The organism is Flavobacterium phycosphaerae (genome assembly GCF_010119235.1).
Lineage (GTDB): Bacteria > Bacteroidota > Bacteroidia > Flavobacteriales > Flavobacteriaceae > Flavobacterium > Flavobacterium phycosphaerae.
On sequence record NZ_JAAATZ010000001.1, the window covers coordinates 1,597,689 to 1,624,315 of the forward strand.

Consider the following 26,627-nt stretch of genomic DNA (forward strand, 5'->3'; position numbering starts at 1 on the left):
AATGTCAGTAAGAATAGCCATAGTAGATGATAATATTTTTTTGCAAAAAGCGGTTGCCGAAAAATTGTCCTTTTTTGAGGATTTAGTGTTGAAATTTACCGCCGTTGACGGCAATGATTTACAGCAAAAATTAGAGAAAAATAAAAATATCGATTTGATCTTAATGGATATCGAAATGCCCGAATGCAACGGCATCGAAGCCACCAAAATCATCAAAACCAAATACCCGCAAATCAAAATCATCATGCTGACCGTTTTTGATAACGATGAAAATATTTTCAATGCTATCAAAGCCGGAGCGGACGGTTATTTGCTAAAAGAAGTCAACCCGAAAGAGTTGCATCAAGGCATTCTAGAAACGTTAAATGGCGGTGCGGCTATGAATCCTTCGATAGCGTTAAAAACATTGAAACTACTCAGAAATCCGGTTGATTTTGAACAAAAATGCGATGATGAAATTAAATTGACCACCAGAGAAGTAGAAGTTTTAGAGCAACTCAGCAAAGGGTTAAATTACAACATCATTGCCGATAATCTTTTCCTGTCGCCTTCTACGGTTAGAAAACATATCGAAAATATTTATACCAAACTGCAAGTGCACAACAAACTGGAAGCCATTCAAAAAGCCAAAAACAACAATTTGATTTAAAGCTTACTTTCCAAACTTTGCCAACCCCCGCCGTTCAATACTTCAATTCCATTGCTTTTCAGTAAAGAAGCTGCCTGAGCACTGCGCATTCCTGAACGACAACAAACAATTACCGGTTTGTTCCAATTTTTGATTTCGGTTATTTTTCTCGAAACCGTATCCAAAGGAATATTCTTCGAATCTTTAATATGTCCGCTTTGAAATTCTCCGATGGTTCTCACGTCAATGATGACGGCATTTCTGGATACAAATTCTTTAATATCCTTGCCCTTATTTCCCAATCCTAAAAAACTGAATAATCCCATGATGTTATTTTTGGCCAAAGGTAAAGATACCCACAGACAATTGGCATGACAAAAGTCACGAATTCAAAAATTACTGTATATTTGAAATCCTATGAAGATTACCGATAGAAAAACCGAAATCATTACCGTGGCTGCCCAACTTTTCAAAGAGAAAGGCTATAGCGCCGTAACCATGCGCGATATTGCCCAAGCCATGGATATCAAAGCCGCGAGCTTATACAATCACATCAAATCCAAACAGGAAATTCTGGTCTTAATCATTATCGAAATTGCCGAAGAATTTACCACAACAATGAACGATGTGGTGCGTTCCGAAGAATCCACCATCCAAAAAATAGAAAGAATCATTCAGTTGCATATTGACATTACCTTGCGGGATGCCAACGCCTTGGCTTGCCTGAACAACGATTGGATGCATTTGTCTGATGCCGAATTGGCGTACTTCATCAAAATGCGAGAAGATTACGAAGAAAAATTTCAAACCATTATCAAAAAAGGAATTGCCGACGGCGAAATCAAAAACCTCAATTTGGAGGTGATTATTTTTTCCACACTTTCCACTTTACGTACGCTGTATCTGTGGTATGGCAAGAAAAAAAGCCCCGACCCGGCTGTGCTGAAATCCAATATGATTCAGGTACTGTTGTACGGAATTGTAACGGGTTAAATTATTGATAATCAATCGGTGTTAAATTTTCAAACGTTGTAGTACCATTTTAATAAATAATACTTAAATTTGCCTAGTAAACTAACAGTTGTTAGTTTTATTTTAAATAAGATTTATGGCAAAATTTCATAGCATCAAAGTCGCTGATATTTATAAAGAAACCAAAGACTGTTCGGTAATTACTTTCGATATTCCAAAGGAATTGCAAGCCGAATTTCAATACAAACAAGGCCAACATTTAACGATGAGAGCCACCATTGACGGTAACGAAGTCAGAAGAAATTATTCGTTATGCTCGTGTTCAATGGACAATAAATGGCAAGTAGCGGTAAAAAAAATCAACGGAGGGTTATTCTCCACTTTTGTTAATGACACTTTGAAAAAAGGGGATTCGTTAGATATAATTCCGCCTCACGGAACCTTCTTTACCGAAACCTCAAGTCAGGCCAAAAACTATATCGCCTTTGCGGCCGGTAGCGGAATCACACCCATTTTGTCTATCATCAAAACCCATTTAGCGGCCGAGCCCAACAGCACTTTTAAGCTGTTTTATTTAAATCGAACCGTAAAATCCATTATCTTTAAAGAAGAAATTGAACAGTTAAAAAATAAGTATTTCGGACGTTTCGAAATCTTTCATTTCTTAACCAAAGAGCACAGAAACATTGAGCTGTTGAACGGTCGTTTTACCAAAGAAAAAATACAACTGCTAACCGATAAAATCATCGATATTCCTTCAACCGACGAATGTTTCATCTGTGGTCCGGAAGAAATGATTTATCTACTGCGCGACGAATTAACCGCCGCCGGTTTGCCCAAAGAAAAAATACATTTCGAGTTGTTCAACACCGGTATATCCGAAGAAGACAAACAACGAATAAACAAAATAGTAGAGAAAAAAGTCGAAGGAACCGAAGTCACTATTATCGATGGCGGAAAAGAATTTCATTTCACTATGGGTGAAGATTTTGACAACATTCTCGATGGCGCTTTAGCCGCCGGAGCCGATTTGCCGTTTGCCTGCAAAGGGGGCGTATGCAGTACCTGCCGTTGCAAAGTGGTAGACGGAACGGTAGAAATGAAACTCAACTATTCGCTCGAAGAAGACGAATTGGCCAAGAATTATGTCCTGAGCTGTCAAGCCGTACCTACCTCCAAAAAAGTGGTAGTCGATTTCGGATTGTAAGCAGGAGCGAAGAGCTTGGGCCTTTTAGGAATCCATTTTCCCGCTGTCCGCGCTACACGGTAGCTCGCTCCCATTGGGGCTAAAAAAGAAACAAAAGGAATCAAAATAACTGTAAAGTAAAAGCGAATTACTAACGACTAATTACTAAAATTATGTCAGAGAAAGAAATTAAAAACCTGGAAGAAATTTTCGAAGCCCGCATCGCCCGCGATGAAAAAATCGAACCCAAAGACTGGATGCCGGAAAAATACCGATTGACACACATCCGTCAAATTTCACAACATGCTCATTCCGAAATTGTCGGCATGCTGCCTGAAGCCAATTGGATAACCAGAGCTCCTTCCTTGAGAAGAAAAGTAGCCCTCTTAGCCAAAATTCAAGACGAAGGCGGACACGGTTTGTACCTTTACAGCGCCGCCGAAACCCTCGGAATCTCAAGAGAACAATTATACGAACAACTACACACCGGGGTGGCAAAATATTCCAGTATTTTCAATTACCCAACGGTAACTTGGGCCGATATGGGTGCTGTAGGTTGGTTGGTTGATGGCGCCGCGATTATCAATCAGGTAGCGTTAATGGGAACCTCTTACGGACCTTATTCTCGCGCTATGGTTCGCATCTGTAAAGAAGAAAGTTTTCACCAACGTCAAGGCTACGAAATTCTGTTAACGCTTTGCAACGGAACTCCCGAACAAAAAGCCATGGCTCAGGATGCTTTAAACCGCTGGTGGTGGCCGTCTTTAATGATGTTTGGTCCTATTGATGCCGAATCTCCAAACACCGAGCAATCGGTAAAATGGAAATTAAAACGTAAAACGAACGATGAGTTGCGTCAACAATTCATTGACCAAACCGTACCGCAAGCCAATATCTTAGGACTAACCATACCCGATGATAAACTAAAATGGAATGAGGAAAAGAAACGTTACGATTGGGGCGATATCGATTGGAAAGAGTTTTGGCAGGTGGTAAAAGGACACGGACCCTGCAACAAACAGCGTTTAGCTGCAAGGAAAGACGCTTGGGATAATGGGGCTTGGGTTAGAGATGCCGCTATGGCTTACGCCGAAAAACAAGCAAATCAAGAAGAAAAGAAAGCAATATAATCAGTTACGAATTATGAACTGTTTTAATTCATAATTCTTAATTTAAAATTCATAATTATGAAAAACTGGCCACTTTGGGAAGTATTTATAAGAAGTAAAAACGGATTAGAGCACCGTCACTGCGGTTCGCTTCACGCCAGCGATGCCACTATGGCACTGGAAAATGCCCGTGATGTATATACCCGTCGCATGGAAGGGGTAAGTATTTGGGTGGTACCATCCAATCAAATCACCGCTTCCAATCCGGAAAACAACGGAGAAACATTTGAACCGGCCATGGACAAAGCCTATCGTCATCCAACTTTTTACGAACTGCCTGACGAACTAAAACACATGTAAGATGAAAGAAAAACTGATTCAATACATTTACGGAATTGCAGATAACTCCCTGATTTTAGGGCAGCGTTTGGGGGAGTTGTGCGGCCATGGTCCCAGCTTGGAAACCGATATTGCTTTGACTAATATTTCTCTCGATTTATTGGGACAAGTCAGAAGTTATTACCAGTATGTAGCCAAATTGCAAGGCGGCGAAGCTACCGAAGATACTGTAGCTTTTCTGCGCATTGAAAGAGAGTATAAAAATGTACTTTTAGTCGAACAACCTAATATTGATTTTGGCTACTCCATTGCCAAACAGTTTTTGTTTGATGTCTTCCATTTGGCCTTATTAGAAGAATTGCAAAACAGTAAAGACGAAACACTTTCAGCTATTGCCAAAAAAAGCATCAAAGAAGTTTTGTACCACACCCGTTTCTCTTCCGATTGGATCAGAAGATTAGGCGACGGTACAGAAGAAAGTCACAACCGAATCCAGACCGCTATCAACGATTTATGGATTTTTACCGATGAGCTATTCCACCAAACTGAGGTCGATAAAGCCATGGTTGCTGAAGAAATAGGCGTTGATGTGACCCTTTTAAAAGCCAATTATTATCAAAAAGTAAATGCTGTTTTAGAAGAGTCAACTTTACAAGTGCCGGCGATTGAATATTTTCAAAAAGGAGGAAAAGAAGGAATACACAGTGAACACATGGGGTATTTGTTAGCTGATTTACAATACATGCAACGCACCTATCCCAACATGACTTGGTAAAATGACAACAGCCGAACTTCATATTGACCAATCATTGTTCGAAATTTTGGAAACGGTTTCCGATCCGGAAATTCCGGTTCTGTCGATTATGGAAATGGGCGTAGTGCGTTCAGCAAAAATAGCAAATGGCCTAGTTGAGGTGGAAATTACACCAACCTACAGCGGTTGCCCAGCCATGGACGTGATTGGAGATGATATCAAAAGCGCCTTCAAAGCAAAAGGTTACGAAGCCAAAGTAGATTTAGTCCTTTCACCGGCTTGGACCACCGATTGGATTACACCTAAAGGCAGAGCGGCCTTAGAAAAATACGGGATTGCTTCCCCGTTAACTGCTGAAGCAGACAAAGAAGCATTATTGGGAAATAAAAAAGTAGTAAAGTGCCCGCAGTGTGGATCATTGAATACAAAAGTAATAAGCCAGTTTGGGTCAACCGCCTGCAAAGCTTTGTTTCAATGTGAAGACTGTCAGGAACCATTTGACTACTTCAAATGTTTAAAATAAATAACCTATAAAGTATTCAATCCTGAACATTCGGGACTTGTAGGTTTCAATTAAAATAAGGTATGAGCAACAATTCAATTGAAATAAAAATTGATAACAATATCGCGTGGATTTATCTTAACCGCCCCGATGTGTTTAACAGTTTCAATCGTGAAATGGCTTTGTCGTTACAAGCTAAGTTAGACGACTGTGCTGTTGATCGTAATGTTCGCGCCATAGTAATCACCGGAAACGGAAAAGCATTTTGTGCCGGGCAAGACTTAAAAGAAGTCACCACACCGGAATTAAACCCGGGCTTCCGAAAAATCTTGGAAGAACATTATAATCCCATCATTCAAAAAATTAGAACCATTGAAAAGCCAATCATTGCTGCTGTCAATGGAGTAGCTGCAGGAGCAGGAGCCAATATCGCTTTGGCCTGTGATATCGTAGTAGCTACAGAACATGCCAGTTTTATTCAGGCGTTCAGCAAAATTGGTTTGGTGCCGGATAGTGGCGGAACATTTTTTCTGCCAAGATTAATCGGTTTCCAAAGAGCCTCAGCTTTGATGATGTTGGGCGATAAAGTAAGTGCTGCTCAAGCCTTGGTCATGGGAATGATTTACAAAGAATATCCAACGGCCACCTTTGAAGAAGAAGTACAAGCTTTAGCCGAAACTTTAGCTGCCATGCCAACCAAAGCAATTGGTTTGACCAAACGATTATTGAATCAGTCCATTAACAATTCGTTGGAACAACAGTTGACACTAGAAAGCGATTTACAAATTGAAGCCAGTTCATCCTACGATTATAACGAGGGCGTTACTGCTTTTGTAGAAAAGAGAAAACCCGAATTTAAAGGCGAATAGTATGAAAGTAGCAGTAATAGGTTCGGGAACTATGGGAAGTGGCATTGCGCAAGTAGCGGCCACAGCCGGTTGCGATGTGAAAATTTACGATACCAATCAGGAAGCATTGGCCAAAAGCAAAACTGCTTTAGAAAACACGCTGTCCAAATTGGTGGAAAAAGAAAAAATCACCGACAGCGAAAAATTCCGAATCATCAGTAATATTTCCTATGCTCATGCCTTGGGCGATTTGTCGCATTCGGATTTGGTTATTGAAGCCATTGTGGAAAATGCCGAAATCAAAAGAAAATTATTCTCAGAATTAGAAAACTACGTTTCACCAGAAACGATATTAGCCTCAAATACCTCCTCATTATCAATAGCTTTCATAGCGGCTTCCTGTCAAAAACCGGAACGCGTTATCGGAATTCACTTTTTTAATCCGGCTCCCTTAATGCAATTGGTCGAAGTAATTCCGGCCGTGCAAACCAGCGAAGCCGTATTAGAGTCTACAGTAAAAACAATAACTGATTGGAAGAAAGTAGTAGCCGTAGTAAAAGACACGCCGGGCTTTATCGTAAATCGTTTGGCACGCCCGTTTTACAGCGAAAGTTTGCGAATATACGAAGAAGGCGTAGCTGATTTTGCCACTATCGATTGGGCTTTGAAAACCATCGGTGCTTTCCGCATGGGACCTTTCGAACTTATGGATTTTATTGGAAACGATGTCAATTATACCGTAACCGAAAGTGTGTTTACGTCATTCTATTTCGACCCGAGATACAAACCCTCTTTCACCCAAAAACGTTTAGCAGAAGCTGGTTTCTTCGGAAGAAAATCAGGAAGAGGATTTTATAATTACAATACCGAATTGCCAAAACCTACCCAAGATTTGACTTTGGCCAAAAGCATATTCGACAGAGTTATTGTTATGCTGGTCAACGAAGCGGCCGAAGCTTTATTTTTAAACATCGCCTCAGCCAGAGATATCGACAATGCCATGACCAAAGGAGTAAATTACCCAAAAGGATTACTCGCTTGGGCTGACGAACTCGGAATCAAGTGGTGTGTAGAAAAATTAGACGAATTGTATAACGAATACCACGAAGACCGGTACCGTTGCAGTGCGTTGTTAAGAAGAATGAGCGCCTCCAATAAAACCTTTTTCTAAGATGGAAGGAACCAAAATCCCATACAAAATGTTAAGCCAAGATGCCTACAGCCAATGGCTGGGTATCGAAATTCTCGAGTGTGAAATCGGGCGTTGCAAAGTAGGCATGACCGTACGAAAAGAAATGCTCAACAGCATGTATAAAGCCCACGGCGGAATTACTTATTCGTTAGCCGACACGGCATTCGGGTTTGCGGCCAACACGCACGGCAGGTTTGCGGTTTCCATCGAAACCTCCATCAACCATATCGAAGCGGTTAGTGAAGGCGATTATTTAACAGCTGAATCCGTCATAGAAAAAGTAAACAACAAATTAGGATTCAATATCATCGAAGTTAAACGCGGTAACGAAATGGTGGCCTTGTTCAAAGGCGTGGTGTATCGCACTCAAAAAGAATGGGAAGAATAGGAGCGGAAGGCTTGGGCAGTTTCAGTAATGGTAATTCCCGCTGTCCTCGCTACACGGTAGCTCGCTCCCATCGGGGCTAAAAAGCCAACGAATTGAAATAATAAACAAAGTGATTCAGTCACAATAAAAATACAAATGGAAGCATACATCATAGACGGAGTTCGAACTCCCATCGGAAGTTATCAAGGCACACTGGCATCGGTTCGCCCCGATGATTTAGGAGCTTTGGTTATTAAAACCGTAACCGATAACAATCCAAACATCCCAAAAGATGCTTATGACGATGTCATCATGGGTTGTGCCAATCAAGCCGGTGAAGATAACCGCAACGTAGCCCGTATGTCGCTACTTTTAGCAGGATTACCGTATACCGTTCCCGGAGAAACCGTAAACCGTTTGTGCAGTTCGGGTTTATCAGCTATAATCAATGCAAGCAGAGCCATCAAAGCCGGAGACGGGCATGTGTTCATCGCCGGTGGTATCGAAAACATGACGCGTGGCCCATTGGTTGTTTCAAAACCATCTGCTGCTTATGGAACCGACAGTAAAATGTACGACAGTAGTTTCGGCTGGCGTTTCATCAATCCAAAAATGCATGAGATGTACGGCACCGATGCTATGGGTGAAACCGCCGAAAACTTAGTTGAAAAATATAACATCACCCGAGAGGATCAAGATGTTTTTGCATTAAACAGCCAACAAAAAGCTGCCGCAGCTCAGGCCTCAGGAAGATTAGCCAAAGAAATAGTTACAGTTGAAATTCCGCAACGCAAAGGAGATGCGATTCAGTTTTCCAAAGATGAATTTATCAAACCAATCACTTCAATGGAAGGTTTGGCTAAACTGCGTCCCGCCTTCAAAAAAGAAGGAAGCGTAACTGCCGGAAATGCCTCCGGATTAAACGACGGAGCAGCAGCTACCATCATCGCATCCGAAGAAGCTGTAAAAAAATATAATCTAAAACCATTGGCCCGAATTGTAAGTTCGGCTGTGGTAGGAGTAGAGCCCAGAATCATGGGTATCGGTCCTGTTGAAGCCACAAGTAAAGCTTTAGCCAAAGCCGGTTTAACCTTAGACCAAATTGATATTATCGAATTAAATGAAGCCTTTGCCGCACAGGCTTTGGCATGTACAAGAGCATGGGGAATTGCCGATAACGACCCAAGACTGAATCCAAACGGAGGTTCAATTGCTATTGGACATCCACTTGGAGTAACTGGTGCCAGAATAGCCTATTCTGCTGCGTTGGAATTACAGTTGACAGGAAAACGATATGCCTTAATTACGATGTGTATCGGAGTGGGACAAGGCTATGCAGCTATTATTGAAAGAGTATAAAGATTACTGAACTAAATTCAGCACAATGAATAAAATACAAAATTACGTTTTAGGAAATTGGACTTCAGGAGCCGGAGAAGGAGTGCCGTTGTTTGATTCGGTAACGGGTGAAATCGTAGGACATGCTTCTACGCAAGGCTTGGACTTCGCCGAAATTCTGCATTACGGAAGAACCAAAGGCGGTGAGAAACTCCGTAAAATGACCTTTCAGGAGCGCGGTAACATGCTCAAAAGTTTGGCCATGTATTTGACCAAACGCAAAGAACAATTCTACGAAATTAGTTATAGAACCGGAGCGACACGAGTAGACAGTTGGATTGATATTGAAGGCGGTTTCGGAAACTTGTTTGCCAACGCTTCGTTGCGAAAATTATTCCCCAACCAATCCTATCACGTAGAAGGCGACCCTATCGATTTGTCTCGAGGCGGTCGTTTTATGGCGCATCATATTTTGGTTCCCAAAAGAGGAGTAGCGGTGCACATCAACGCCTTCAACTTTCCGATTTGGGGCATGTTGGAAAAATGTGCGGTGAACTGGATGGCCGGGATGCCGGCCGTAGTGAAACCGGCAACATCGACATCCTATTTAACTGAAGCTGTCGTTCGAGAAATCATAGCTTCGAATATTTTACCCGAAGGCGCCTTGCAATTAATCTGCGGCTCAGCCAATACGTTGATTGATACTGTGGAGAGCCAGGATGTAGTTACGTTTACGGGTTCAGCATCAACCGGACGCATGTTAAAAGCGCATCCAAGAATCATCAACGAAGCGGTACCATTCAATATGGAAGCGGATTCATTAAATGCCTCAATTTTAGGAGAAGATGCCGTGCCGGGAACACCCGAGTTTGATTTGTTCATCAGTCAGGCTCGAAGTGAAATCACGGTAAAATGCGGTCAAAAATGTACCGCTATCCGCCGAATGATTGTTCCCGAAAACTTAATGGATGAGGTGCAAATGGCACTCGGAAAAGCGTTAGACAAAGTAACCATTGGTGACCCAAGACAAAAAGAAGTCCGCATGGGTGCTTTGGTTTCTAAAGACCAAGTAACCGAAGTTAAAAGCAGGGTTTCGGAAATTGCCAAAACAGCTTCGATTGTTTACGGTGATTTTGACCGATTAAATCTAATCGGAGCCGATGACAAAGGGGCTTTTATCAGCCCGATGTTGTTGCGTGAAGATCATCCGTTCAAAAATATAGCTGTGCACGAAACCGAAGCTTTCGGTCCGGTTTCCACCCTGATGCCTTATAAAAACTTAGACGAAGCCATCGAACTGGCCCAAATGGGGAAAGGATCGCTAGTGTCTTCTATTGTTACCAATTCAGATGAAACAGCAAAAGAATATGTGGTCAATGCGGCCACCCATCACGGAAGAATTTTGGTATTGAATCGTGAAAATGCCAAACAAAGTACGGGTCACGGTTCGCCACTACCATTGTTAGTTCACGGTGGTCCGGGTCGTGCCGGAGGCGGAGAAGAAATGGGTGGTGTTCGAGGTATTAAACATTATATGCAACGTTGTGCAATCCAAGGTTCACCAACGACACTAACTGAAATCACAGGTATTTACCAACCAAATTCAGCCTATAAAGAAATCACTCAGCATCCGTTCCAATACCATTGGGAGGATATTCAACCGGGTATGTCTTTACGCACTCATAACCGTACCGTGACGGATACCGATATCATCAATTTTGCCAATATCACTTGGGATCATTTCTACGCCCATACCGATATCACTTCATTGGATGGTAGTATTTTCAAAAAACGGACGGCACACGGGTATTTTATTTTAGCCGCTGCGGCGGGGTTGTTTGTATACCCAAATAAAGGTCCGGTGGCTGCTAATTACGGTTTGGAAGAATGTCGATTCTTACGCCCGATTTACCATAATGACACGGTGTATGTTCGCTTAACGTGCAAACAAAAAGTCGATAGAGATGTCGCTTCAGCCGAGCATCCGAGCGGCATTGTAAAATGGTTCGTAGAAGTTTTTGATACCAATGACGAATTAGTAGCAGTAGCAACTATTTTGACCATGGTTCAGAAAAAGCAAGAAGTTTTAGTAGAAATGACCGATGAAAAAATAGCAGAATGTATCAACAAATTAACCGCTGATGCTAAACCGCAATGGGGCATTTTAACCCCACAACATTTGTTGGAACATTTGGAGCAAGGCTATCGCATCATGTCGGGTGAAATTCAAGATTTTGACATTGCCACCCCGGAGAAGATTTTAGACAAGGTGCATAATTCATTATACAATTACGAAAAGTTCCCACGAGGTACCAAGTTTCCAACGATGAAGAAAGATGAACTGGAAGATTTAGTTCATCCTGATTTTGAAACAGCCAAAGTGAAATTTTTCGAAGTCAGAGAAAGCTATACAGTCTTCTTCAAGGAGAATCCGGAAGCGGTTATGAAAAACATGGTTTTCGGGGAATTGAACCGTTACGAATCGTATTTATTAGAACGAAAACATTTGAATCATCATTTCGAGCAATTCGGAATTTTATAATAATTAGGAGCTATTTCCCGCTATCCGTTGCAATCTTTTATTTTTTAAAGAAAAAAATAAAAGGATTTCCACTACTATCGGGGCTAGACAAAATAAAAAGAAAATCCGCGTAAATCAGTTAAATCTGTGTCATCCGTGGCTAAAAAAAAGAATTATGTCAGAAGCATACGTAAAACATAAGATAGAAAACAACATCGCCACCATCGAGTTTTTCCATCCGGAACAAAATTCATTGCCTGGCAACATTTTGGCGCAATTGGCCAACACGATAACCGAAGTTGGGAACAACAACGATGTCAAAGTAATCATCTTGCAAAGCGGAGGCGACCGTACTTTTTGTGCCGGCGCCAGTTTTAAAGAATTAATCGCCATTGATGATGCCGCTACCGGAAAAGTATTCTTTTCAGGATTTGCCAACGTAATCAATGCGATGCGAAAATGTCCGAAATTCATCATCGGGCGTATTCAAGGGAAAACAGTTGGTGGTGGGGTCGGAATTGCCGCTTCAACCGATTATTGTATGGCCACCAAATTTGCCGCGATTAAGTTAAGCGAATTGAATGTCGGCATCGGACCTTTTGTGGTATCACCGGCAATTGAACGTAAAATGGGCGTTTCGGCCATGTCACAAATAGCCATTGATGCCAATACCTTTTATGAAGCCTCTTGGGCCAAAGAAAAAGGGTTGTTTGCCCATGTATATGAAAGTATTGAGGAAATGGATGCTGCCGTGCTGGCCTTTGCTAAGCATCTATGCACCTACAATCCGGAAGCGATGACTGAAATGAAAAAGGTTTTCTGGAGAGGGACTGATGATTGGGACAATCTATTAGCCGAAAGAGCCGCCATCAGCGGAAGATTGGTGCTGTCTGATTTTACAAAAGAAACATTGAAGAAGTTTAAGTAAAGTTATAAGTTATGAATTATGAGTTATGAATGGGTAACTCATAATTCATAATTCATAACTCATAATTCATAAAAATGGTATACGAATTCAAAGGATTTATTCCGGTCATACACGAAAGTAGTTTTATCCATCCGCAGGCTGCGGTTACGGGTAATGTCATTATTGGGAAAGACGTCTATGTAGGTCCCGGGGCTGCTATTCGTGGCGATTGGGGTGAAATCATTATTGAAGACGGTTGTAACGTACAGGAAAATTGTACTATTCATATGTTTCCAGGAAAGACGATGGTGTTGAAAGCCGGAGCGCACATCGGTCATGGTGCGATTATTCACGGAGCCAACATTGGTGCCAATTGTTTGGTTGGTATGAATGCCGTAATCATGGATGATGTTACCGTAGGCGATGAGTGCATTATCGGAGCTTTGAGTTTTGTCAAAGCCGGAACCGTGATTCCGAATCGTAAAATTGTAGTCGGAAATCCGGCTGTGGTTGTCAAAGAGGTTTCGGATGAGATGTTGGATTGGAAGACCAAAGGAACAGCCTTATACCAACAATTGCCCAAGGAATGCTATGAAACTTTGAGAGCCGTAGAACCGTTACGGGAAATTCCGAAAGACCGACCAACGCAGGAAGCGTTTTATAAAACATTAGAAGAATTTAGAAAGAAATAAAATGCCGATAATCGAGTTCAAAATGCCCAAGATGGGCGAAAGTATATCCGAAGCAACCATCATTACTTGGTTGAAAAACGTAGGTGATTTTGTGGAAGCAGAAGAAACTATCTTAGAAGTGGCTACCGACAAAGTAGACAGCGATGTGCCGTCTCCGGTATCGGGAACCATTACTGAAATTCGTTTTCACAAAGATGCCGTAGTGGAGGTAGGTACTGTTTTAGCTTTGATTAATTCTAAAGGAGTTCAAGAAGCTGGATCTGAGCCTAAGGCGAAAGGAGCGGAGCTAACCAAGAAGCCAGAGCTTGTAGAGACGAGTAGAGTTGAAATGCCTTCTAAACCCGTAATACAAAGCATAACCCATAAAGCCAATCCAGATGCTTTTATTTCCCCGTTGATTATTTCCATTGCACAAAAAGAAAACCTGTCGATAGAAGAATTGCAAAGCATTCCGGGTTCGGGAACTGATGGCCGTCTGCAAAAGAGTGACGTGTTTCATTATTTGAAAAACCGTAAATACCCTCTTAAAAGCATTCCAACAACCAATAACCAACAACCAACCACTTCAACCTATCCAAAACCCAAAATCAATTTTGTGGAGGGCAAAGACCATATCGTGGAGATGGATCGCATGCGTAAAATGATTGCGGACCACATGGTGTATTCGAAACAAACTTCGCCTCACGTGACTTCTTACATTGAAGTGGATGTGACGAATTTGGTGAATTGGCGCAATGAAAATAAAGACAAGTTCCAGGCAAAATACAACGAGAAACTAACCTTTACCCCGGTATTTGTGCAGGCCGTAGCCAAAGCCATTGTCGACTTTCCTCTGATAAATGTTTCGGTGGATGAAAAGAATATTATTGTACATAAAGATATCCATATCGGAATGGCAACTGCTTTGCCTTCCGGGAATCTAATTGTTCCTGTGGTAAAAAATGCCAATGAAAAAGATTTAGTTGCTTTGGCAAAAGACGTAAATACTTTGGCTGATGCTTCTCGAAATAACAAATTAAAACCCGAACAAATTCAGGGCAGTACGTTTACCATTTCTAATGTGGGTACCTTTGGCAGTTTGATGGGAACCCCTATTATTAACCAACCCGAGGTGGCTATTTTGGCCCTCGGAATTATCAAAAAACGCCCCGAAGTTATTACGACTTCTAAGGGTGATGAAATTGCCATTCGCAGCATGATGTTCCTTTCTCTTTCGTTTGACCATCGTGTGGTAGACGGATTTTTAGGAGGTTCGTTCCTGCGAAAAGTAGGCGATTACTTAGAACAATTTGACACAACTACAACTTTATAATATCATGCAAGATTTAATAACACATTCAATTAAAATAAACAAAGTCGCACAGTCCAGAGTCAGTCAGGTAGAACTGAACAACAGCATCGTGATGGGAACCCAGTTTACCGATCACATGTTTGTGTGCGATTACCAAAATGGTGAATGGAGCAACGCCCGAATTGAACCGTTGGCATTGATTCCGACGCACCCTGCGGCAATGGCTTTGCACTATGGACAAGCTATTTTTGAAGGGATGAAAGCTACTTTAGGGAAAGACGGAACGCCTTTGTTATTCCGTCCCGATGAAAATGCCAAGCGTATGAATCACAGTGCCGATCGTATGGGAATGCCTTTGTTTCCGGAAGATTTGTTTGTGGAAGCCTTAAAGCAATTCACTGCTTTGGAAAAAGATTGGATTCCGACGCAAGAAGGAAGCGCTTTGTATTTGCGTCCGTTTATGTATGCCGATGAGCCTTTCATTGGGATGCGTGCGGCTACGAGTTTCAAATTTATTGTTATGGGTTCGCCGGCCGGTCCGTTCTTTAGTCGAAAAATAAAATTGTATGCCGAGAAAAAATACGTTCGTGCCGTAAACGGAGGGACAGGGGAAGCCAAAGCTGCCGGGAATTATGCCGGAGCCATTCGTCCGACGGAATACGCCAAAGCTAAAGGATACGACCAAGTATTATGGTTGGATGCGCAAAACTTTGAAGAAATTCAGGAAGTGGGTACGATGAATATTTTCTTCAAAATAGGAGGCAAGTTTATTACACCCAATTTGAGCGGTTCTATTTTGGCCGGAATTACGCGTATGAGTGTTATTGATGTGTTACGCGATAAAGGTTTTGAAGTGACGGAACGACCGATTACCATTTCTGAAATTATTGAAGCGGATAAGAATGGAACTTTAGAGGAAGCTTTTGGTGCCGGAACCGCTGTTGGTATTGCCATGATTGAAGAAATCGGGAACAATGATTTGAGTATTACATTACCAAGTGATAATCCGGTTTCGGTGATGGTGAATGATACCTTGAACGGCATTAAAACTCAAGAAATAGAAGATAAGTTTGGTTGGTTAGTTGCCGCCAAATAAAGAATACAAGCATACAAATGGTTTGCCGTTTAGCCCCGATTGCAACAACTACCGTGTAGTGTGGAAAGCGGGAATACGGATTCCAAATAAAGCCCGAGCCACTCGCTCCTAAAATTTAAAAATGAATTTACCAGATAAAAAGATACTCGAAAAAGCGTTTTTAACCATGGCAACCGCCAAGGCTATGGCGACTTTGTATGAAGATAATTTTAAAACCGTTTCCAAATACGTGCATGCTACGTCGCGTGGGCACGAAGCCATTCAGATTGCCATGGCGATGCAGTTGTTGCCTCAGGATTATGCATTTCCGTATTATCGGGATGATGCGATGTTGCTGGGTATTGGGATGGAGCCATATGATTTGATGTTGCAGTTGATGGCTAAGAAGGACGATCCGTTTTCGGGCGGGCGAACCTATTACTGTCACCCGAGTTTAAAGGATGCCGATAAGCCTAAAATTCCGCATCAGTCTTCGGCTACGGGGATGCAGGCGATTCCGGCTACCGGAGCAGCGTTGGGATTTTGGTACAAAGAAAACGTTGGAATTCAAGATACCAATCAAGAAAAGCCAATTGTGGTTTGTTCGCTGGGGGATGCCTCAGTTACGGAAGGAGAGATTGCCGAAGCTTTGCAAATGGCTGCCTTGAAACAATTACCGATTTTGTATTTGGTACAAGATAACGGTTGGGATATTTCGGCGAATGCCGCTGAAACCCGAGCCCAAAATGCGTTTGAGTATGCCAAAGGATTTCACGGAATTGAAGCGATTTCGATTGACGGAGCTAACTTTTCCGAAAGCTATTTGGCAGTTCAACAAGTGGTGAAAACCATGCGTGAGGAACGTCGTCCGTTTTTGGTGCATGCCAAAGTACCGTTGCTGAATCACCACACTTCGGGGGTTCGTATGGAATGGTACCGCGATGATTTGGATGAAGCGCAATCGAGAGATCCTTATCCGGTATTGAAACAACAATTAGTAGATGCCGGATTTACGGCTGATGAAATTCATAAAATAGAAACTACGGCTGTTGCTAAAGTAAAAGCCGATTACGAGAAAGCTTTGGTTGCCGAAGATCCTTCGCCTGAAGATTTATTCACCCATGATTTTGCTCCTACTCCGATTACGGAAGAAGCGGGAGAAAGAAACCCGCAACGCGAAGACAAAGTCGTGATGGTGGATTGTGCGTTGTTTGCTGTGGAAGAATTGATGCGCAACCACAAAGAATGTTTGTTGTACGGTCAGGATGTGGGCGGACGTTTAGGAGGTGTGTTTAGAGAAGCTGCAACCTTGGCACAGAAGTTTGGTGACGAACGTGTATTCAATACGCCGATACAGGAAGCGTTTATTGTAGGTTCTACGGTGGGAATGTCTGCTGTTGGGTTGAAACCGATAGTGGAGGTACAGTTTGCTGATTACATTTGGCCGGGACTGAATCAGTTATTTACCGAAGTGAGCCGTTCGAGTTATTTGTCGAATGGCAAATGGCCGGTAAGCATGATATTGCGTGTGCCAATTGGCGCTTATGGTAGTGGTGGCCCTTATCATTCCTCTTCGGTAGAAAGTGTGCTGACGAATATACGTGGGATTAAAATAGCCTATCCAAGTAACGGTGCCGATTTGAAAGGACTTATGAAAGCCGCTTATTACGACCCGAATCCGGTGGTGATTCTAGAGCACAAAGGCTTATACTGGAGTAAAGTAAAAGGAACCGATGCGGCTCGTGTTAATGAACCAAGTGAAGACTACGTTTTGCCTTTTGGCAAAGCCAATGTGGTTCAGGAAATTTGGGAACAGGAAACCGAGGAAACGATTACGGTTATTACTTATGGAATGGGAGTGCACTGGGCATTAAATGCTTCGGAGAAGATGAAAAATCAAGTTGAAATTGTGGATTTGAGAACCTTATATCCGTTGGATGAAGAAACGATTTTGAAATCGGTTAAAAAAGCCAAGAAATGTTTAGTAGTAACAGAAGAGCCAACCAACAACTCCTTTGCTCGCAGTTTGGCCGGATTGATTCAGGAAAAATGTTTTACCTATTTAGATGCTCCTGTGATGGTTATCGGGTCGGAAAATATGCCGGCCATACCACTCAACAGTACGTTGGAGTTTACCATGATTCCGAATGCAGATAAAGTGAAAGCAAAGATGGAAGAATTGTTACGATATTAAATAACAAGCATAAATGATAGCATCCACAACATCAAAGTTGTGGATTTTTTTCATCATTTTGTGGCAATAAAAGCTGTGGCAATTTTTTTTGCCACAATAAAAAATGCCACGACTTATTCAAAAGCATAAAAAAAAACCGTAACATCTCTGCTACGGTTTGTGAATTATCTATAGTCGATTACTTATTTTGCGGAGGATATTGTTCCAGAATTTTGGTGACAAATTCTTTGATAACTTCATCTTTTTTATTGGTGTCTTTGGTTAAAGCACCTTCGCCTTCGCCTTGCCAAATTAATTCTTTTTTCTTGGCATCGATTATATCAATATACAAAGTGCCTTCGGTATAGCGATTAACGGAGGTGTTGCCTCCCCAAAAATAAGGATTCCAACCATAGCCCCAGCCATAACCCCAACCGGCATTGAATTGATTAACATTCACCTGTTCTCTTTCTTTAGTGAAAAAGTTAATTAGCAAATCGGGCGTTTCACTTTTGGTCATCCCTTTTGCTGTCAGGCTTTCATCAATAGAGCGAAGAATTCTTTTTTGTCTAAATCGGATATTTCCACCTTATCGATACCTGTCTTGTAAAAGGCAAAAGTTTTGTATGGTGAAAAATCAACTTTCTTGTCATAATCTGAATTCACTCTCACAGCACAGCAAGAGGTTAACATGAGAAATAAAACCGGAATAAAAATTAATTTTTTCATGGTATTCAATTTAAAGTTATAACAAATCGTCATTAACTATAGTAGGGATGGTCACTTTCAATAAAGGTTGCGTGGCCATGGCTCTTTTTATCGCAAAAATAGCGCCTTCATTTCGAGCCCAACTTCTTCGGGAGATTCCGTTATTCACATCCCAAAACAACATCGATTCTAAACGTCTTGAAGCCTCTTTGCTGCCGTCAAGCACCATGCCGAAACCACCGTTGATTACTTCGCCCCAGCCAACACCGCCTCCGTTGTGAATAGAAACCCAAGTGGCTCCACGGAAACTGTCGCCAATAACATTGTGAATGGCCATGTCGGCAGTAAAACGAGAACCGTCGTAAATGTTAGAAGTCTCACGATAAGGAGAATCGGTTCCTGAAACGTCGTGGTGGTCGCGACCTAATATCACATAGCCAATTTCGCCACGAGCAATAGCTTGATTAAATGCTTCGGCAATTTTGATACGTCCTTCGGCATCGGCATACAGAATTCGGGCTTGAGAACCTACCACTAGTTTGTTTTCCTGAGCACCTTTAATCCACTGAATATTATCCGCCATTTGTTGCTGAATTTCTTCCGGGGAATTTTGCATCATTGCTTCTAAAACATCGCAAGCAATTTTGTCGGTTTTCGCTAAATCCTCAGGATTCCCCGAAGCACATACCCAACGGAAAGGCCCAAAACCGTAATCGAAACACATTGGGCCCATAATATCTTGTACATAACTTGGGTATTTGAATTCTCTTCCTAAAGTTGGGTGCTCGTTCATAACTTCAGCACCGGCACGAGAAGCTTCTAATAGGAAGGCGTTGCCGTAATCAAAGAAATAAGTCCCTTTGGCAGTATGTTTGTTGATAGCTGCGGCATGACGACGCAATGTTTTTTGAACTTCCTCTTTAAATTTTTCAGGTTGGTTGGCCATTAAATCATTTGACTCTTCGAAAGTATAGCCGGTAGGATAGTAACCGCCTGCCCATGGATTATGCAATGAAGTTTGGTCAGAGCCTAAATCGATATGTAGCCCGTCTTGGTCAAAACGCTCCCAGATATCTACTACGTTTCCAAGGTAAGCAATAGAAACGGTTTCTTGGTTGTCCAACGCTTTTTTAACTCTCGGAACTAAATCGTCAATGTTTTCAATGACTTCGTTAATCCAGCCTTGTGAGTGGCGGATGTGGGTGATTTTTGGATTGACCTCGGCACATACCGTTACACAACCGGCAATGTTTCCGGCTTTGGGTTGAGCCCCACTCATACCGCCTAATCCAGAAGTAACAAATAACCCTCCTTTTGGTGATTTTTTTATTTTTCGGAAGCCATTCAAAACGGTGATGGTGGTTCCGTGAACGATACCTTGCGGACCGATATACATATAACTTCCGGCGGTCATTTGCCCGTATTGAGATACTCCGAGTGCATTCATTTTTTCCCAATCATCCGGTTTAGAATAGTTTGGAATAACCATTCCGTTAGTGACTACCACTCTCGGTGCTTCTTTGTGGGAAGGGAACAATCCCATAGGATGTCCTGAGTACATGACCAACGTTTGTTCTTCAGTCATTTCGGCCAGATACTGCATGGTTAACAAGTATTGAGCCCAGTTTTGGAATACGGCACCGTTTCCACCATAAGTAATTAATTCATGTGGATGTTGCGCCACGGCATAATCCAGATTGTTTTGAATCATCAGCATGATGGCTTTAGCTTGTTCACATTTTCCCGGATATTCCGAAATAGGACGGGCATACATTTTATAATCGGGACGAAGACGATACATGTAAATGCGTCCGTAAGTTTCCAATTCGGCTTTAAACTCAGGAAGCAAAGTTGCATGATGTTGCGGTTCGAAGTACCGCAGGGCATTTTTCAGCGCTAATTTTTTCTCTTCTTCGGTTAGTATTTCTTTGCGTTTTGGCGCATGATTTATTTCGGTTTCGTAGGGTTTCGGCTGTGGTAATACATTCGGAATTCCTGCTAAAATCTGTTCTTGAAATGTCATTTTTTGGAGATTATATTTTTTAGTTTGTTGTTATTTTTTAGGTCTTATGGTACCGGTTTTTTTATCAAACCCATAAGGGCAATGGCGACAACCGCTTCGGCAGCAATAGCCCCTTTTGAGATGGTATTTTTCAGTGAAAACTTTGTAACCTTCGGGGGTCAGATAATAATCTTCGCCTTCGATTAGTTTATTTTCGTTATTTTGGTCATTCATAGCTACAAATTTAAAGACTTTATCAGTAATGATACTCATCGTTTCTAAATATTTAATTCCGAAAGGCTTTAAAGCTTTTACGGTTTTTCCGTTTGTGATTTTAAATGACAAAGGGCTTAAGCAGGATAGGGTTTTGCTGAATCATGAAAGAATACACCTTCGACAGCAATTAGAATTGTTGATTGTTCCTTTTTTTATTTGGTATGGTATTGAGTTTTTAGTTCGTTATTTTAAATGCAGAAATCGGAATACAGCTTACAGAGCCATTTTGTTTGAAAAAGAGGCTTATGATAATGAGAGTAATTTTGAGTACTTAAAAGGTAGACCTTTTTTTAATTTTGTCAACAAATAAAGTATCACACAATTCTTTTTCTTATTTTTATTAAAATTATTTCTAAATGAAGCGGTTAGCACTTCTTTTATTGATGCTCTATGCGGCCTATGTACATGCCCAATTATTTGTGAGCAATAACAGTTTTGTTTACAACAAGGGAAATGTGGTTTATTCAACCGGGAATATAGAATTGAACGGAGCGAACAGCTATTTTTATTTAAGAAACGAAGGACAGTTTTTACAAGGAACTTCAGGTGTGTCTGCTAATAAAGGAACCGGAAAACTTTCTGTTTTTCAGGAAGGTACCGTAAATAATTATGCTTACAATTATTGGTGTTCACCAGTTGGAAATGCCTCAACAGCTTCAGGAAATGAAGATTTTGGAATTACGATGTTACACCTTCCTACATCAAATTCGACCAGTATACCGGCTACAATTGCCAATACTACTTACGATGGCTTTTCCAGCACTGGCACACTCAGTATCGCTTCTTATTGGATTTGGAAATTTTTGTCCTCAACAACTTATGCTCAATGGATTCAATCCGCTTCGAATACGGATATAAGTGCCGGACAAGGATTTACTATGAAAGGAACCATAGGTTCAGATGCTACCGACGTAGGTGAAACCGCAGTAAATAATCCCGGAAGTGCACAGCGATATGATTTTAGAGGGAAGCCCAACGATGGGGATATAACCGTTAGTGTTGGAGCCAATAGTTTTACTTTAACAGGGAATCCTTATCCGTCAGCTTTGCATGTCAACGCTTTTTTGTTGGATGGGGCTAATTCAGCGTGTACAGGAGTTGCTTATTATTGGGAACAAAACAAAGCGGTAAATTCACATCTTTTGTTGAATTATCAAGGAGGTTATGGAGTTTATTCTCCGGTTGGTTTAGCATCAAGCGGAGTTTATGTGCCGGCTACTTTTAATACATATAACCTTGACGGAACTATTAATACGACAGGCCCTTCTTCCGGTTTGGTTATAGAAAGAAAATATGCGCCAATTGGTCAGGGGTTTATGGTGAAAGGGAATGGCGTTGGTGGTGCATTGACCCTTAAAAATGCACATCGTGCCTACAATATTGAGGGGAGTTATTCTCAATTTGAGAGACAGGTCAATCCAAATCAGATCAGTGAAGCTGATGTAACGGCTTCTCCCAATTTTGTGATAGAAACGGTATCGCAATTGCGTTTAAATACGGTCTTAAATAATCAATTTACCAAACAGATTGCTTTGGCGTTTGTATCGAATGCAACTGATGGCGTTGACAGAGGAATTGATGCTATGAGTCCGGAAGAGGATACTTTGCCTAATGATGTGTATTTCTTTTTGGATAATGATAAATATGTGATTCAGGGGGTGAAATTTGATATCAACAAAAGAATTTCGATAGGTATTAAGTCAACCAACAACACTACGTTTAAATTCGATGCCTCGACCATAGTTAATTTTGATTCCACTCAGGCGGTTTATATGTATGATGCGCAAGACGGGAGTTATCATGATATAAAAAACGGCACTTATGAAGTAACTTTACCAACAGGGATTTATAACAACCGTTTTGAAATAACATTCAAAAATAGTGTAGTGAATTTAGAGGTAAATGATACTGCAATTAACGGAATAGTGATACTGCACAATCATGCTGCACAGCAGTTAATCATTTCGAATCCCAATTTAATTCAACTGAAATCAGTAAAACTATATGATTTAAATGGGAAACTGCTGTTTGATAAGCAACAACCAGCCATTCAGGAAAGTTATCAGTTTTCAACACAAGAGCTGAGTGAAGCTGTTTATTTAGCAGAAGTTTTGACCAATGATAATAGAAAAACGGTGCAAAAAATTATTGTCTCTACAAAATAATCAGCCAATTGAAAGTGATTTTTAAATCGCTTTTTTAACTTCAAAAAGCACGCATTTCGTACCTTTGCAAAAACCTTTTTTTGGAAAGTTTTAATCAAAAAATAGCTTTAGAAAACACCAATGTCACGCTCTATATTAAGCGGGAAGATTTACTGCATCCTCTTATTTCGGGCAACAAATACAGGAAATTAAAATACAATTTAGATCAGGCTCAAAAAGAAAATAAGTCAGTCTTGTTAACTTTTGGCGGTGCTTTTTCTAATCATATTTTGGCAGTGGCTGCCGCAGGAAAAGAACATGGTTTTAAAACCATAGGGATTATTCGCGGTGAAGAGCTGAAAGATAAAATAAACGAAAATCCAACGCTTCAAAAGGCAAGCGAACTTGGAATGGTTTTTGATTTTGTCACCAGAGAAGCCTACCGAAACAAAAATGATTCAGCTTTTATAGAATTGTTAAGCAACAAATTCGGAGACTTTTATCTGCTCCCCGAAGGCGGGACTAATGATTTAGCGGTGCAGGGTTGTGAAGAAATCCTGACTGAGGATGATGCCGCTTTTGATTATGTTTGCTGTGCCGTTGGAACGGGAGGAACTATCTCCGGGATTATTAATTGTTCAAAAAGTAGTCAACAAGTTTTGGGTTTTCCGGCGTTAAAGGGTGATTTTTTAAAGGAAGATATTTGTAGCTTTGCTAAGAATAAAAATTGGGAGCTGATTTCAGACTATCATTTTGGAGGTTATGCCAAAGTTTCCGTGGAATTGATTCATTTTATAAATGAATTTTATCAAAAATACAAAGTCCCTTTAGATCCTATTTATACAGGAAAAATGGTTTTTGGTGTTTTAGATTTGATTAAAAAGAAGAAATTTTCAAACAACGCTAAAATACTGATGATTCACACCGGAGGGCTACAAGGCATAGCCGGAATGAATAACAGCTTACGACAAAAAAAACTAACTGAAATAATTATCAATGATTAAGAAACTCCTTTTGTTGCTCCTTATGCTTGTTGTTGCTTCGTGCAGCAGCAATAAGTCAGTAGTTAGAACTACAAAACCCGATCCAAGGAAAACAAACACTCCAATAGCGCAAAGAGTTAAAAAGCCAATATACAGACCAATTGCAAAAAAGCAACCTGAAGTGGTGGCTCAAAAAAAACCAACAACAACGAATGTAAATGATTCTAATGCTACAGTGGTATTAGAGGCTACTACTCGAGTTAAAGTGACTACACAAATGGTTTTGGCTTATATCGAAAAATACAAAGAAGTGGCTAAAGACAATATGGTAAGAACCAAGATTCCTGCCAGTGTGACTTTGGGACAAGCCATATTAGAATCGGGTGCCGGAACCGGACCGTTGAGTGTGCAAGCGAATAATCATTTTGGTATCAAATGTCATAAAGAATGGACAGGACCAAGCATTAGCTATACTGATGATGAAGAAAATGAATGTTTCCGAAAATATCAGGATCCCAGCGAGTCTTTTCGCGATCATTCCTATTTCCTGACTAGCCGACCACGATATGTGCCGCTTTTCCAATTAGGGGAAGATGATTATGTGGCTTGGGCTAAAGGATTGAAAAATGCAGGTTATGCCACAGATCCTAAATATCCTGATAAATTGATTGCTTTGATAGAGCGCTATCAGCTTAATAAATTTGATGCTGAAGTATTAGGAAAGCCATTTGTTTCTGCAACAACCATCACCAATAAAGAAATAGTATTTAATGATGATACATCTAAATATACTGTTGTCAAAGGTGATACACTTTATTCTATTTCTAAAAAATTCAACATTTCAATTGAAGAATTGAAAAAGAAAAATAATTTGGCCGATAATACGTTGTCATTGGGACAGAGCATCATTGTCAAATAAGTTTCTGAAGAATACTAAATTAAAATCTCATTACATGATTTATCAAAGAAGCAGTCAGTTGTTTGCTGAAGCTGAAAAAGTAATTCCAGGTGGCGTGAACTCTCCGGTTAGAGCTTTCAAAGGAGTAGGTGGTACGCCCATTTTTGCCAAAAGTGCCAAAGGAGCCTATTTGTATGACGAAGATGATAATCGACTAATTGATTACATTAACTCTTGGGGGCCCATGATACTGGGTCATGCTTTTCAACCCGTGGTGGATGCTGTAATCGAAAGAGCGAAAAGCGGAACTTCTTTTGGAATGCCTACCGAATTAGAAACTAAGATTGCTGAATTGGCCATTTCAATGGTGCCTAATATTGACAAGATTCGTTTTGTGAATTCAGGAACAGAAGCTTGTATGAGTGCTATTCGTTTAGCAAGAGGCTTTACCAAAAGAGACAAGATTATAAAATTTGCAGGTTGTTATCATGGTCATTCGGATTCGTTCTTAATTCAAGCGGGGAGCGGCGCCAGTACTTTTGGAACGCCAAATAGTCCCGGCGTGACACAAGGAACGGCTAAGGATACTCTGCTGGCTAATTATAATGATATTGAAAATGTAGCCGCATTATTTGAAGCCAATAAAAATGAAATTGCAGCCATTATCATTGAACCTGTCGCAGGAAATATGGGTTGCGTGCCTCCGAAAGATGGCTTTTTACAAGCTTTACGCCAACTTTGTGATGAAAATAACACTTTGTTAATTTTTGACGAAGTGATGACAGGTTTTCGTTTAGCCAAAGGCGGTGCGCAGCAATTGTACGGAGTAACGGCTGATATTGTTTGTTTCGGAAAAGTAATAGGAGGAGGGTTGCCGGTAGGGGCTTTTGCAGCTCGTAATGAAATCATGAACTATTTAGCACCACTCGGTCCTGTTTATCAAGCGGGAACCTTGTCCGGAAATCCTTTAGCTATGGCAGCTGGATTGGCTATGTTGGAGACATTAAATAACGATGCGGATATCTTCAAACGATTGGAAGAAAAAACATTGTATTTGCACAAAGGAATTCAAAAAGTTTTAACAGACAATTCTATTGTATTTACTATTAATCGAGTGGGGTCAATGATTTCGGTTCATTTTGATGCTAATCCCGTTGTTGATTTTCAAACGGCTAAGCATGGCGATAATGAGAGGTTTAAAAAGTTCTTTCATGGACTGCTGAATGAAGGAGTATATATTGCCCCTTCAGCTTATGAAACCTGGTTTATTACTGATGCTTTAACATATGAGGATTTAGATTTTACCATAAATGCCATAAACAAAGTTGCCAAAACACTATAAACAAAAAAGCCTCGAAATTTCGAGGCTCTTTTATGCTTTTTATTGGAAAAGATTAATGAGTTAATCTATTGAATAGCTCTTTATTTTTTTCAAGTTTTGCAGTTTGCTCAGCATTTAAACCGGCTCTTACTTTATCTTCTATAACTTTGGCTAAAACATCTTTACGCTCTTGAGAAAGATTTTTATCTTCCAAAGTTTTGTATTTGTGCTCAAAAAGTCTTGCGTAATCTGCACTTTGCGTTTCGCTTAAACCAACTAAAGCAGTTAGATCATCAGCATCTTTTTGTCCTAATTCTTTTGATGAATATTGGGTTACTTTTTGTCTTGTGCATTGGCATTTATTGTAAATGCTAACAATAAAGTTAAAGCAGCAATTAATT

Annotated in this window: 26 protein-coding genes and 1 pseudogene; 22 read left to right on the forward strand and 5 right to left on the reverse strand. The window is 40.8% G+C overall.

Features of this window, described 5'->3' with window-relative positions:
- Position 1 precedes the first annotated feature (1 nt).
- Positions 2–649, forward strand: coding sequence for a response regulator (locus GUU89_RS07140; RefSeq protein ID WP_162127275.1), 648 nt, complete (start codon positions 2–4; stop codon positions 647–649).
- On the opposite strand, the gene GUU89_RS07145 is transcribed toward GUU89_RS07140, so the two are convergent.
- The gene (locus GUU89_RS07145; RefSeq protein WP_162127276.1) at positions 646–954 is read right to left on the reverse strand and encodes a rhodanese-like domain-containing protein; all 309 of its coding nucleotides are present in this window, start codon (positions 952–954) and stop codon (positions 646–648) included. The two genes, GUU89_RS07140 and GUU89_RS07145, sit on opposite strands and share 4 nt — an antisense overlap.
- Before the next feature lie 91 nt (positions 955–1,045).
- On the opposite strand from GUU89_RS07145, the gene GUU89_RS07150 reads away from it, so the two are divergent.
- The 16 genes from GUU89_RS07150 to GUU89_RS07225 all read left to right on the forward strand — a co-directional run bounded on the left by GUU89_RS07150 (position 1,046) and on the right by GUU89_RS07225 (position 17,915).
- Complete coding sequence (locus tag GUU89_RS07150; RefSeq protein ID WP_162127277.1) at positions 1,046–1,621, forward strand: TetR/AcrR family transcriptional regulator; 576 nt, start codon at positions 1,046–1,048, stop codon at positions 1,619–1,621.
- 115 nt (positions 1,622–1,736) lie between these two features.
- Positions 1,737–2,807, forward strand: a complete 1,071-nt coding sequence (paaE, locus tag GUU89_RS07155) for a 1,2-phenylacetyl-CoA epoxidase subunit PaaE (protein WP_162127278.1) — start codon at positions 1,737–1,739, stop codon at positions 2,805–2,807.
- Between the two features lie 152 nt (positions 2,808–2,959).
- Entirely contained in the window at positions 2,960–3,916 is a 957-nt protein-coding gene (gene paaA, locus GUU89_RS07160; RefSeq protein WP_162127279.1) for a 1,2-phenylacetyl-CoA epoxidase subunit PaaA, read from the forward strand.
- 54 nt (positions 3,917–3,970) lie between these two features.
- Positions 3,971–4,255: a 1,2-phenylacetyl-CoA epoxidase subunit PaaB gene (paaB, locus tag GUU89_RS07165; protein ID WP_162128637.1), complete on the forward strand. Its 285-nt coding sequence runs from the start codon at positions 3,971–3,973 to the stop codon at positions 4,253–4,255.
- Position 4,256: 1 nt separating this feature from the next.
- Positions 4,257–5,009 carry a 1,2-phenylacetyl-CoA epoxidase subunit PaaC gene (gene paaC, locus GUU89_RS07170; protein ID WP_162127280.1) on the forward strand — a complete coding sequence of 251 codons (753 nt, stop codon included), beginning with the start codon at positions 4,257–4,259 and terminating at the stop codon, positions 5,007–5,009.
- Position 5,010: 1 nt separating this feature from the next.
- Positions 5,011–5,511 carry a 1,2-phenylacetyl-CoA epoxidase subunit PaaD gene (paaD, locus tag GUU89_RS07175; protein ID WP_162127281.1) on the forward strand — a complete coding sequence of 167 codons (501 nt, stop codon included), beginning with the start codon at positions 5,011–5,013 and terminating at the stop codon, positions 5,509–5,511.
- A gap of 62 nt (positions 5,512–5,573) precedes the next feature.
- Entirely contained in the window at positions 5,574–6,359 is a 786-nt protein-coding gene (locus GUU89_RS07180) for an enoyl-CoA hydratase-related protein (RefSeq protein WP_162127282.1), read from the forward strand.
- Position 6,360: 1 nt separating this feature from the next.
- Positions 6,361–7,509: a 3-hydroxyacyl-CoA dehydrogenase NAD-binding domain-containing protein gene (locus GUU89_RS07185; protein ID WP_162127283.1), complete on the forward strand. Its 1,149-nt coding sequence runs from the start codon at positions 6,361–6,363 to the stop codon at positions 7,507–7,509.
- Position 7,510: 1 nt separating this feature from the next.
- A complete protein-coding gene (locus GUU89_RS07190; protein ID WP_162127284.1) occupies positions 7,511–7,918 on the forward strand; it encodes a PaaI family thioesterase in 408 nt (135 codons plus the stop codon).
- A 135-nt stretch (positions 7,919–8,053) separates the two neighbouring features.
- Positions 8,054–9,256 (forward strand): 3-oxoadipyl-CoA thiolase, encoded by a 1,203-nt coding sequence (pcaF, locus tag GUU89_RS07195; RefSeq protein WP_162127285.1) that lies wholly within the window; start codon positions 8,054–8,056, stop codon positions 9,254–9,256.
- A gap of 25 nt (positions 9,257–9,281) precedes the next feature.
- Complete coding sequence (paaZ, locus tag GUU89_RS07200; protein ID WP_162127286.1) at positions 9,282–11,777, forward strand: phenylacetic acid degradation bifunctional protein PaaZ; 2,496 nt, start codon at positions 9,282–9,284, stop codon at positions 11,775–11,777.
- A gap of 154 nt (positions 11,778–11,931) precedes the next feature.
- On the forward strand, positions 11,932–12,684 hold the full coding sequence (locus tag GUU89_RS07205; RefSeq protein ID WP_162127287.1) for an enoyl-CoA hydratase/isomerase family protein: 753 nt from the start codon (positions 11,932–11,934) through the stop codon (positions 12,682–12,684).
- A gap of 74 nt (positions 12,685–12,758) precedes the next feature.
- Positions 12,759–13,355, forward strand: a complete 597-nt coding sequence (locus GUU89_RS07210; protein ID WP_162127288.1) for an acyltransferase — start codon at positions 12,759–12,761, stop codon at positions 13,353–13,355.
- A 1-nt stretch (position 13,356) separates the two neighbouring features.
- Positions 13,357–14,667 (forward strand): dihydrolipoamide acetyltransferase family protein, encoded by a 1,311-nt coding sequence (locus GUU89_RS07215; protein ID WP_162127289.1) that lies wholly within the window; start codon positions 13,357–13,359, stop codon positions 14,665–14,667.
- A gap of 4 nt (positions 14,668–14,671) precedes the next feature.
- A complete protein-coding gene (locus GUU89_RS07220) occupies positions 14,672–15,742 on the forward strand; it encodes a branched-chain amino acid aminotransferase (protein WP_235921996.1) in 1,071 nt (356 codons plus the stop codon).
- A gap of 121 nt (positions 15,743–15,863) precedes the next feature.
- Complete coding sequence (locus GUU89_RS07225; protein ID WP_162127290.1) at positions 15,864–17,915, forward strand: alpha-ketoacid dehydrogenase subunit alpha/beta; 2,052 nt, start codon at positions 15,864–15,866, stop codon at positions 17,913–17,915.
- 178 nt (positions 17,916–18,093) lie between these two features.
- On the opposite strand, the pseudogene GUU89_RS07230 reads toward GUU89_RS07225, so the two are convergent.
- From GUU89_RS07230 to GUU89_RS07240, 3 genes and pseudogenes are all read right to left on the reverse strand, one after another.
- Positions 18,094–18,623, reverse strand: a pseudogene (locus GUU89_RS07230) (DUF4136 domain-containing protein).
- A 16-nt stretch (positions 18,624–18,639) separates the two neighbouring features.
- A complete protein-coding gene (locus GUU89_RS07235; protein ID WP_162127291.1) occupies positions 18,640–20,625 on the reverse strand; it encodes a urocanate hydratase in 1,986 nt (661 codons plus the stop codon).
- Positions 20,626–20,655: 30 nt separating this feature from the next.
- Complete coding sequence (locus GUU89_RS07240) at positions 20,656–20,838, reverse strand: DUF5522 domain-containing protein (protein WP_162128639.1); 183 nt, start codon at positions 20,836–20,838, stop codon at positions 20,656–20,658.
- 31 nt (positions 20,839–20,869) lie between these two features.
- Between GUU89_RS07240 and GUU89_RS07245 the strand changes: the two genes are divergently transcribed.
- From GUU89_RS07245 to hemL, 5 genes are all read left to right on the forward strand, one after another.
- Entirely contained in the window at positions 20,870–21,190 is a 321-nt protein-coding gene (locus GUU89_RS07245) for a hypothetical protein (RefSeq protein ID WP_162128640.1), read from the forward strand.
- A gap of 46 nt (positions 21,191–21,236) precedes the next feature.
- Positions 21,237–23,045 (forward strand): T9SS type A sorting domain-containing protein, encoded by a 1,809-nt coding sequence (locus GUU89_RS07250; RefSeq protein WP_162127292.1) that lies wholly within the window; start codon positions 21,237–21,239, stop codon positions 23,043–23,045.
- Positions 23,046–23,125: 80 nt separating this feature from the next.
- Positions 23,126–24,028, forward strand: coding sequence for a 1-aminocyclopropane-1-carboxylate deaminase/D-cysteine desulfhydrase (locus tag GUU89_RS07255; protein ID WP_162127293.1), 903 nt, complete (start codon positions 23,126–23,128; stop codon positions 24,026–24,028).
- Positions 24,021–24,926, forward strand: coding sequence for a glucosaminidase domain-containing protein (locus GUU89_RS07260; protein WP_162127294.1), 906 nt, complete (start codon positions 24,021–24,023; stop codon positions 24,924–24,926). The genes GUU89_RS07255 and GUU89_RS07260 overlap by 8 nt, the downstream gene beginning before the upstream one ends.
- Before the next feature lie 34 nt (positions 24,927–24,960).
- A complete protein-coding gene (gene hemL, locus GUU89_RS07265; protein ID WP_162127295.1) occupies positions 24,961–26,247 on the forward strand; it encodes a glutamate-1-semialdehyde 2,1-aminomutase in 1,287 nt (428 codons plus the stop codon).
- Positions 26,248–26,299: 52 nt separating this feature from the next.
- On the opposite strand, the gene GUU89_RS07270 is transcribed toward hemL, so the two are convergent.
- A complete protein-coding gene (locus GUU89_RS07270) occupies positions 26,300–26,440 on the reverse strand; it encodes a hypothetical protein (protein ID WP_162127296.1) in 141 nt (46 codons plus the stop codon).
- Positions 26,441–26,627 lie beyond the last annotated feature (187 nt).

Excerpts from the sequence above, each read along its gene's own strand:
- GUU89_RS07140 (WP_162127275.1), top strand. The coding sequence starts at position 2 with ATGTCAGTAAGAATAGCCATAGTAGATGATAATATTTTTTTGCAAAAA.
- GUU89_RS07145 (WP_162127276.1), bottom strand. The coding sequence starts at position 954 with ATGGGATTATTCAGTTTTTTAGGATTGGGAAATAAGGGCAAGGATATT.
- GUU89_RS07150 (WP_162127277.1), top strand. The coding sequence starts at position 1,046 with ATGAAGATTACCGATAGAAAAACCGAAATCATTACCGTGGCTGCCCAA.
- paaE (WP_162127278.1), top strand. The coding sequence starts at position 1,737 with ATGGCAAAATTTCATAGCATCAAAGTCGCTGATATTTATAAAGAAACC.
- paaA (WP_162127279.1), top strand. The coding sequence starts at position 2,960 with ATGTCAGAGAAAGAAATTAAAAACCTGGAAGAAATTTTCGAAGCCCGC.
- paaC (WP_162127280.1), top strand. The coding sequence starts at position 4,257 with ATGAAAGAAAAACTGATTCAATACATTTACGGAATTGCAGATAACTCC.
- paaD (WP_162127281.1), top strand. The coding sequence starts at position 5,011 with ATGACAACAGCCGAACTTCATATTGACCAATCATTGTTCGAAATTTTG.
- GUU89_RS07180 (WP_162127282.1), top strand. The coding sequence starts at position 5,574 with ATGAGCAACAATTCAATTGAAATAAAAATTGATAACAATATCGCGTGG.
- GUU89_RS07185 (WP_162127283.1), top strand. The coding sequence starts at position 6,361 with ATGAAAGTAGCAGTAATAGGTTCGGGAACTATGGGAAGTGGCATTGCG.
- GUU89_RS07190 (WP_162127284.1), top strand. The coding sequence starts at position 7,511 with ATGGAAGGAACCAAAATCCCATACAAAATGTTAAGCCAAGATGCCTAC.
- pcaF (WP_162127285.1), top strand. The coding sequence starts at position 8,054 with ATGGAAGCATACATCATAGACGGAGTTCGAACTCCCATCGGAAGTTAT.
- paaZ (WP_162127286.1), top strand. The coding sequence starts at position 9,282 with ATGAATAAAATACAAAATTACGTTTTAGGAAATTGGACTTCAGGAGCC.
- GUU89_RS07205 (WP_162127287.1), top strand. The coding sequence starts at position 11,932 with ATGTCAGAAGCATACGTAAAACATAAGATAGAAAACAACATCGCCACC.
- GUU89_RS07210 (WP_162127288.1), top strand. The coding sequence starts at position 12,759 with ATGGTATACGAATTCAAAGGATTTATTCCGGTCATACACGAAAGTAGT.
- GUU89_RS07215 (WP_162127289.1), top strand. The coding sequence starts at position 13,357 with ATGCCGATAATCGAGTTCAAAATGCCCAAGATGGGCGAAAGTATATCC.
- GUU89_RS07220 (WP_235921996.1), top strand. The coding sequence starts at position 14,672 with ATGCAAGATTTAATAACACATTCAATTAAAATAAACAAAGTCGCACAG.
- GUU89_RS07225 (WP_162127290.1), top strand. The coding sequence starts at position 15,864 with ATGAATTTACCAGATAAAAAGATACTCGAAAAAGCGTTTTTAACCATG.
- GUU89_RS07235 (WP_162127291.1), bottom strand. The coding sequence starts at position 20,625 with ATGACATTTCAAGAACAGATTTTAGCAGGAATTCCGAATGTATTACCA.
- GUU89_RS07240 (WP_162128639.1), bottom strand. The coding sequence starts at position 20,838 with ATGAATGACCAAAATAACGAAAATAAACTAATCGAAGGCGAAGATTAT.
- GUU89_RS07250 (WP_162127292.1), top strand. The coding sequence starts at position 21,237 with ATGAAGCGGTTAGCACTTCTTTTATTGATGCTCTATGCGGCCTATGTA.
- GUU89_RS07260 (WP_162127294.1), top strand. The coding sequence starts at position 24,021 with ATGATTAAGAAACTCCTTTTGTTGCTCCTTATGCTTGTTGTTGCTTCG.
- hemL (WP_162127295.1), top strand. The coding sequence starts at position 24,961 with ATGATTTATCAAAGAAGCAGTCAGTTGTTTGCTGAAGCTGAAAAAGTA.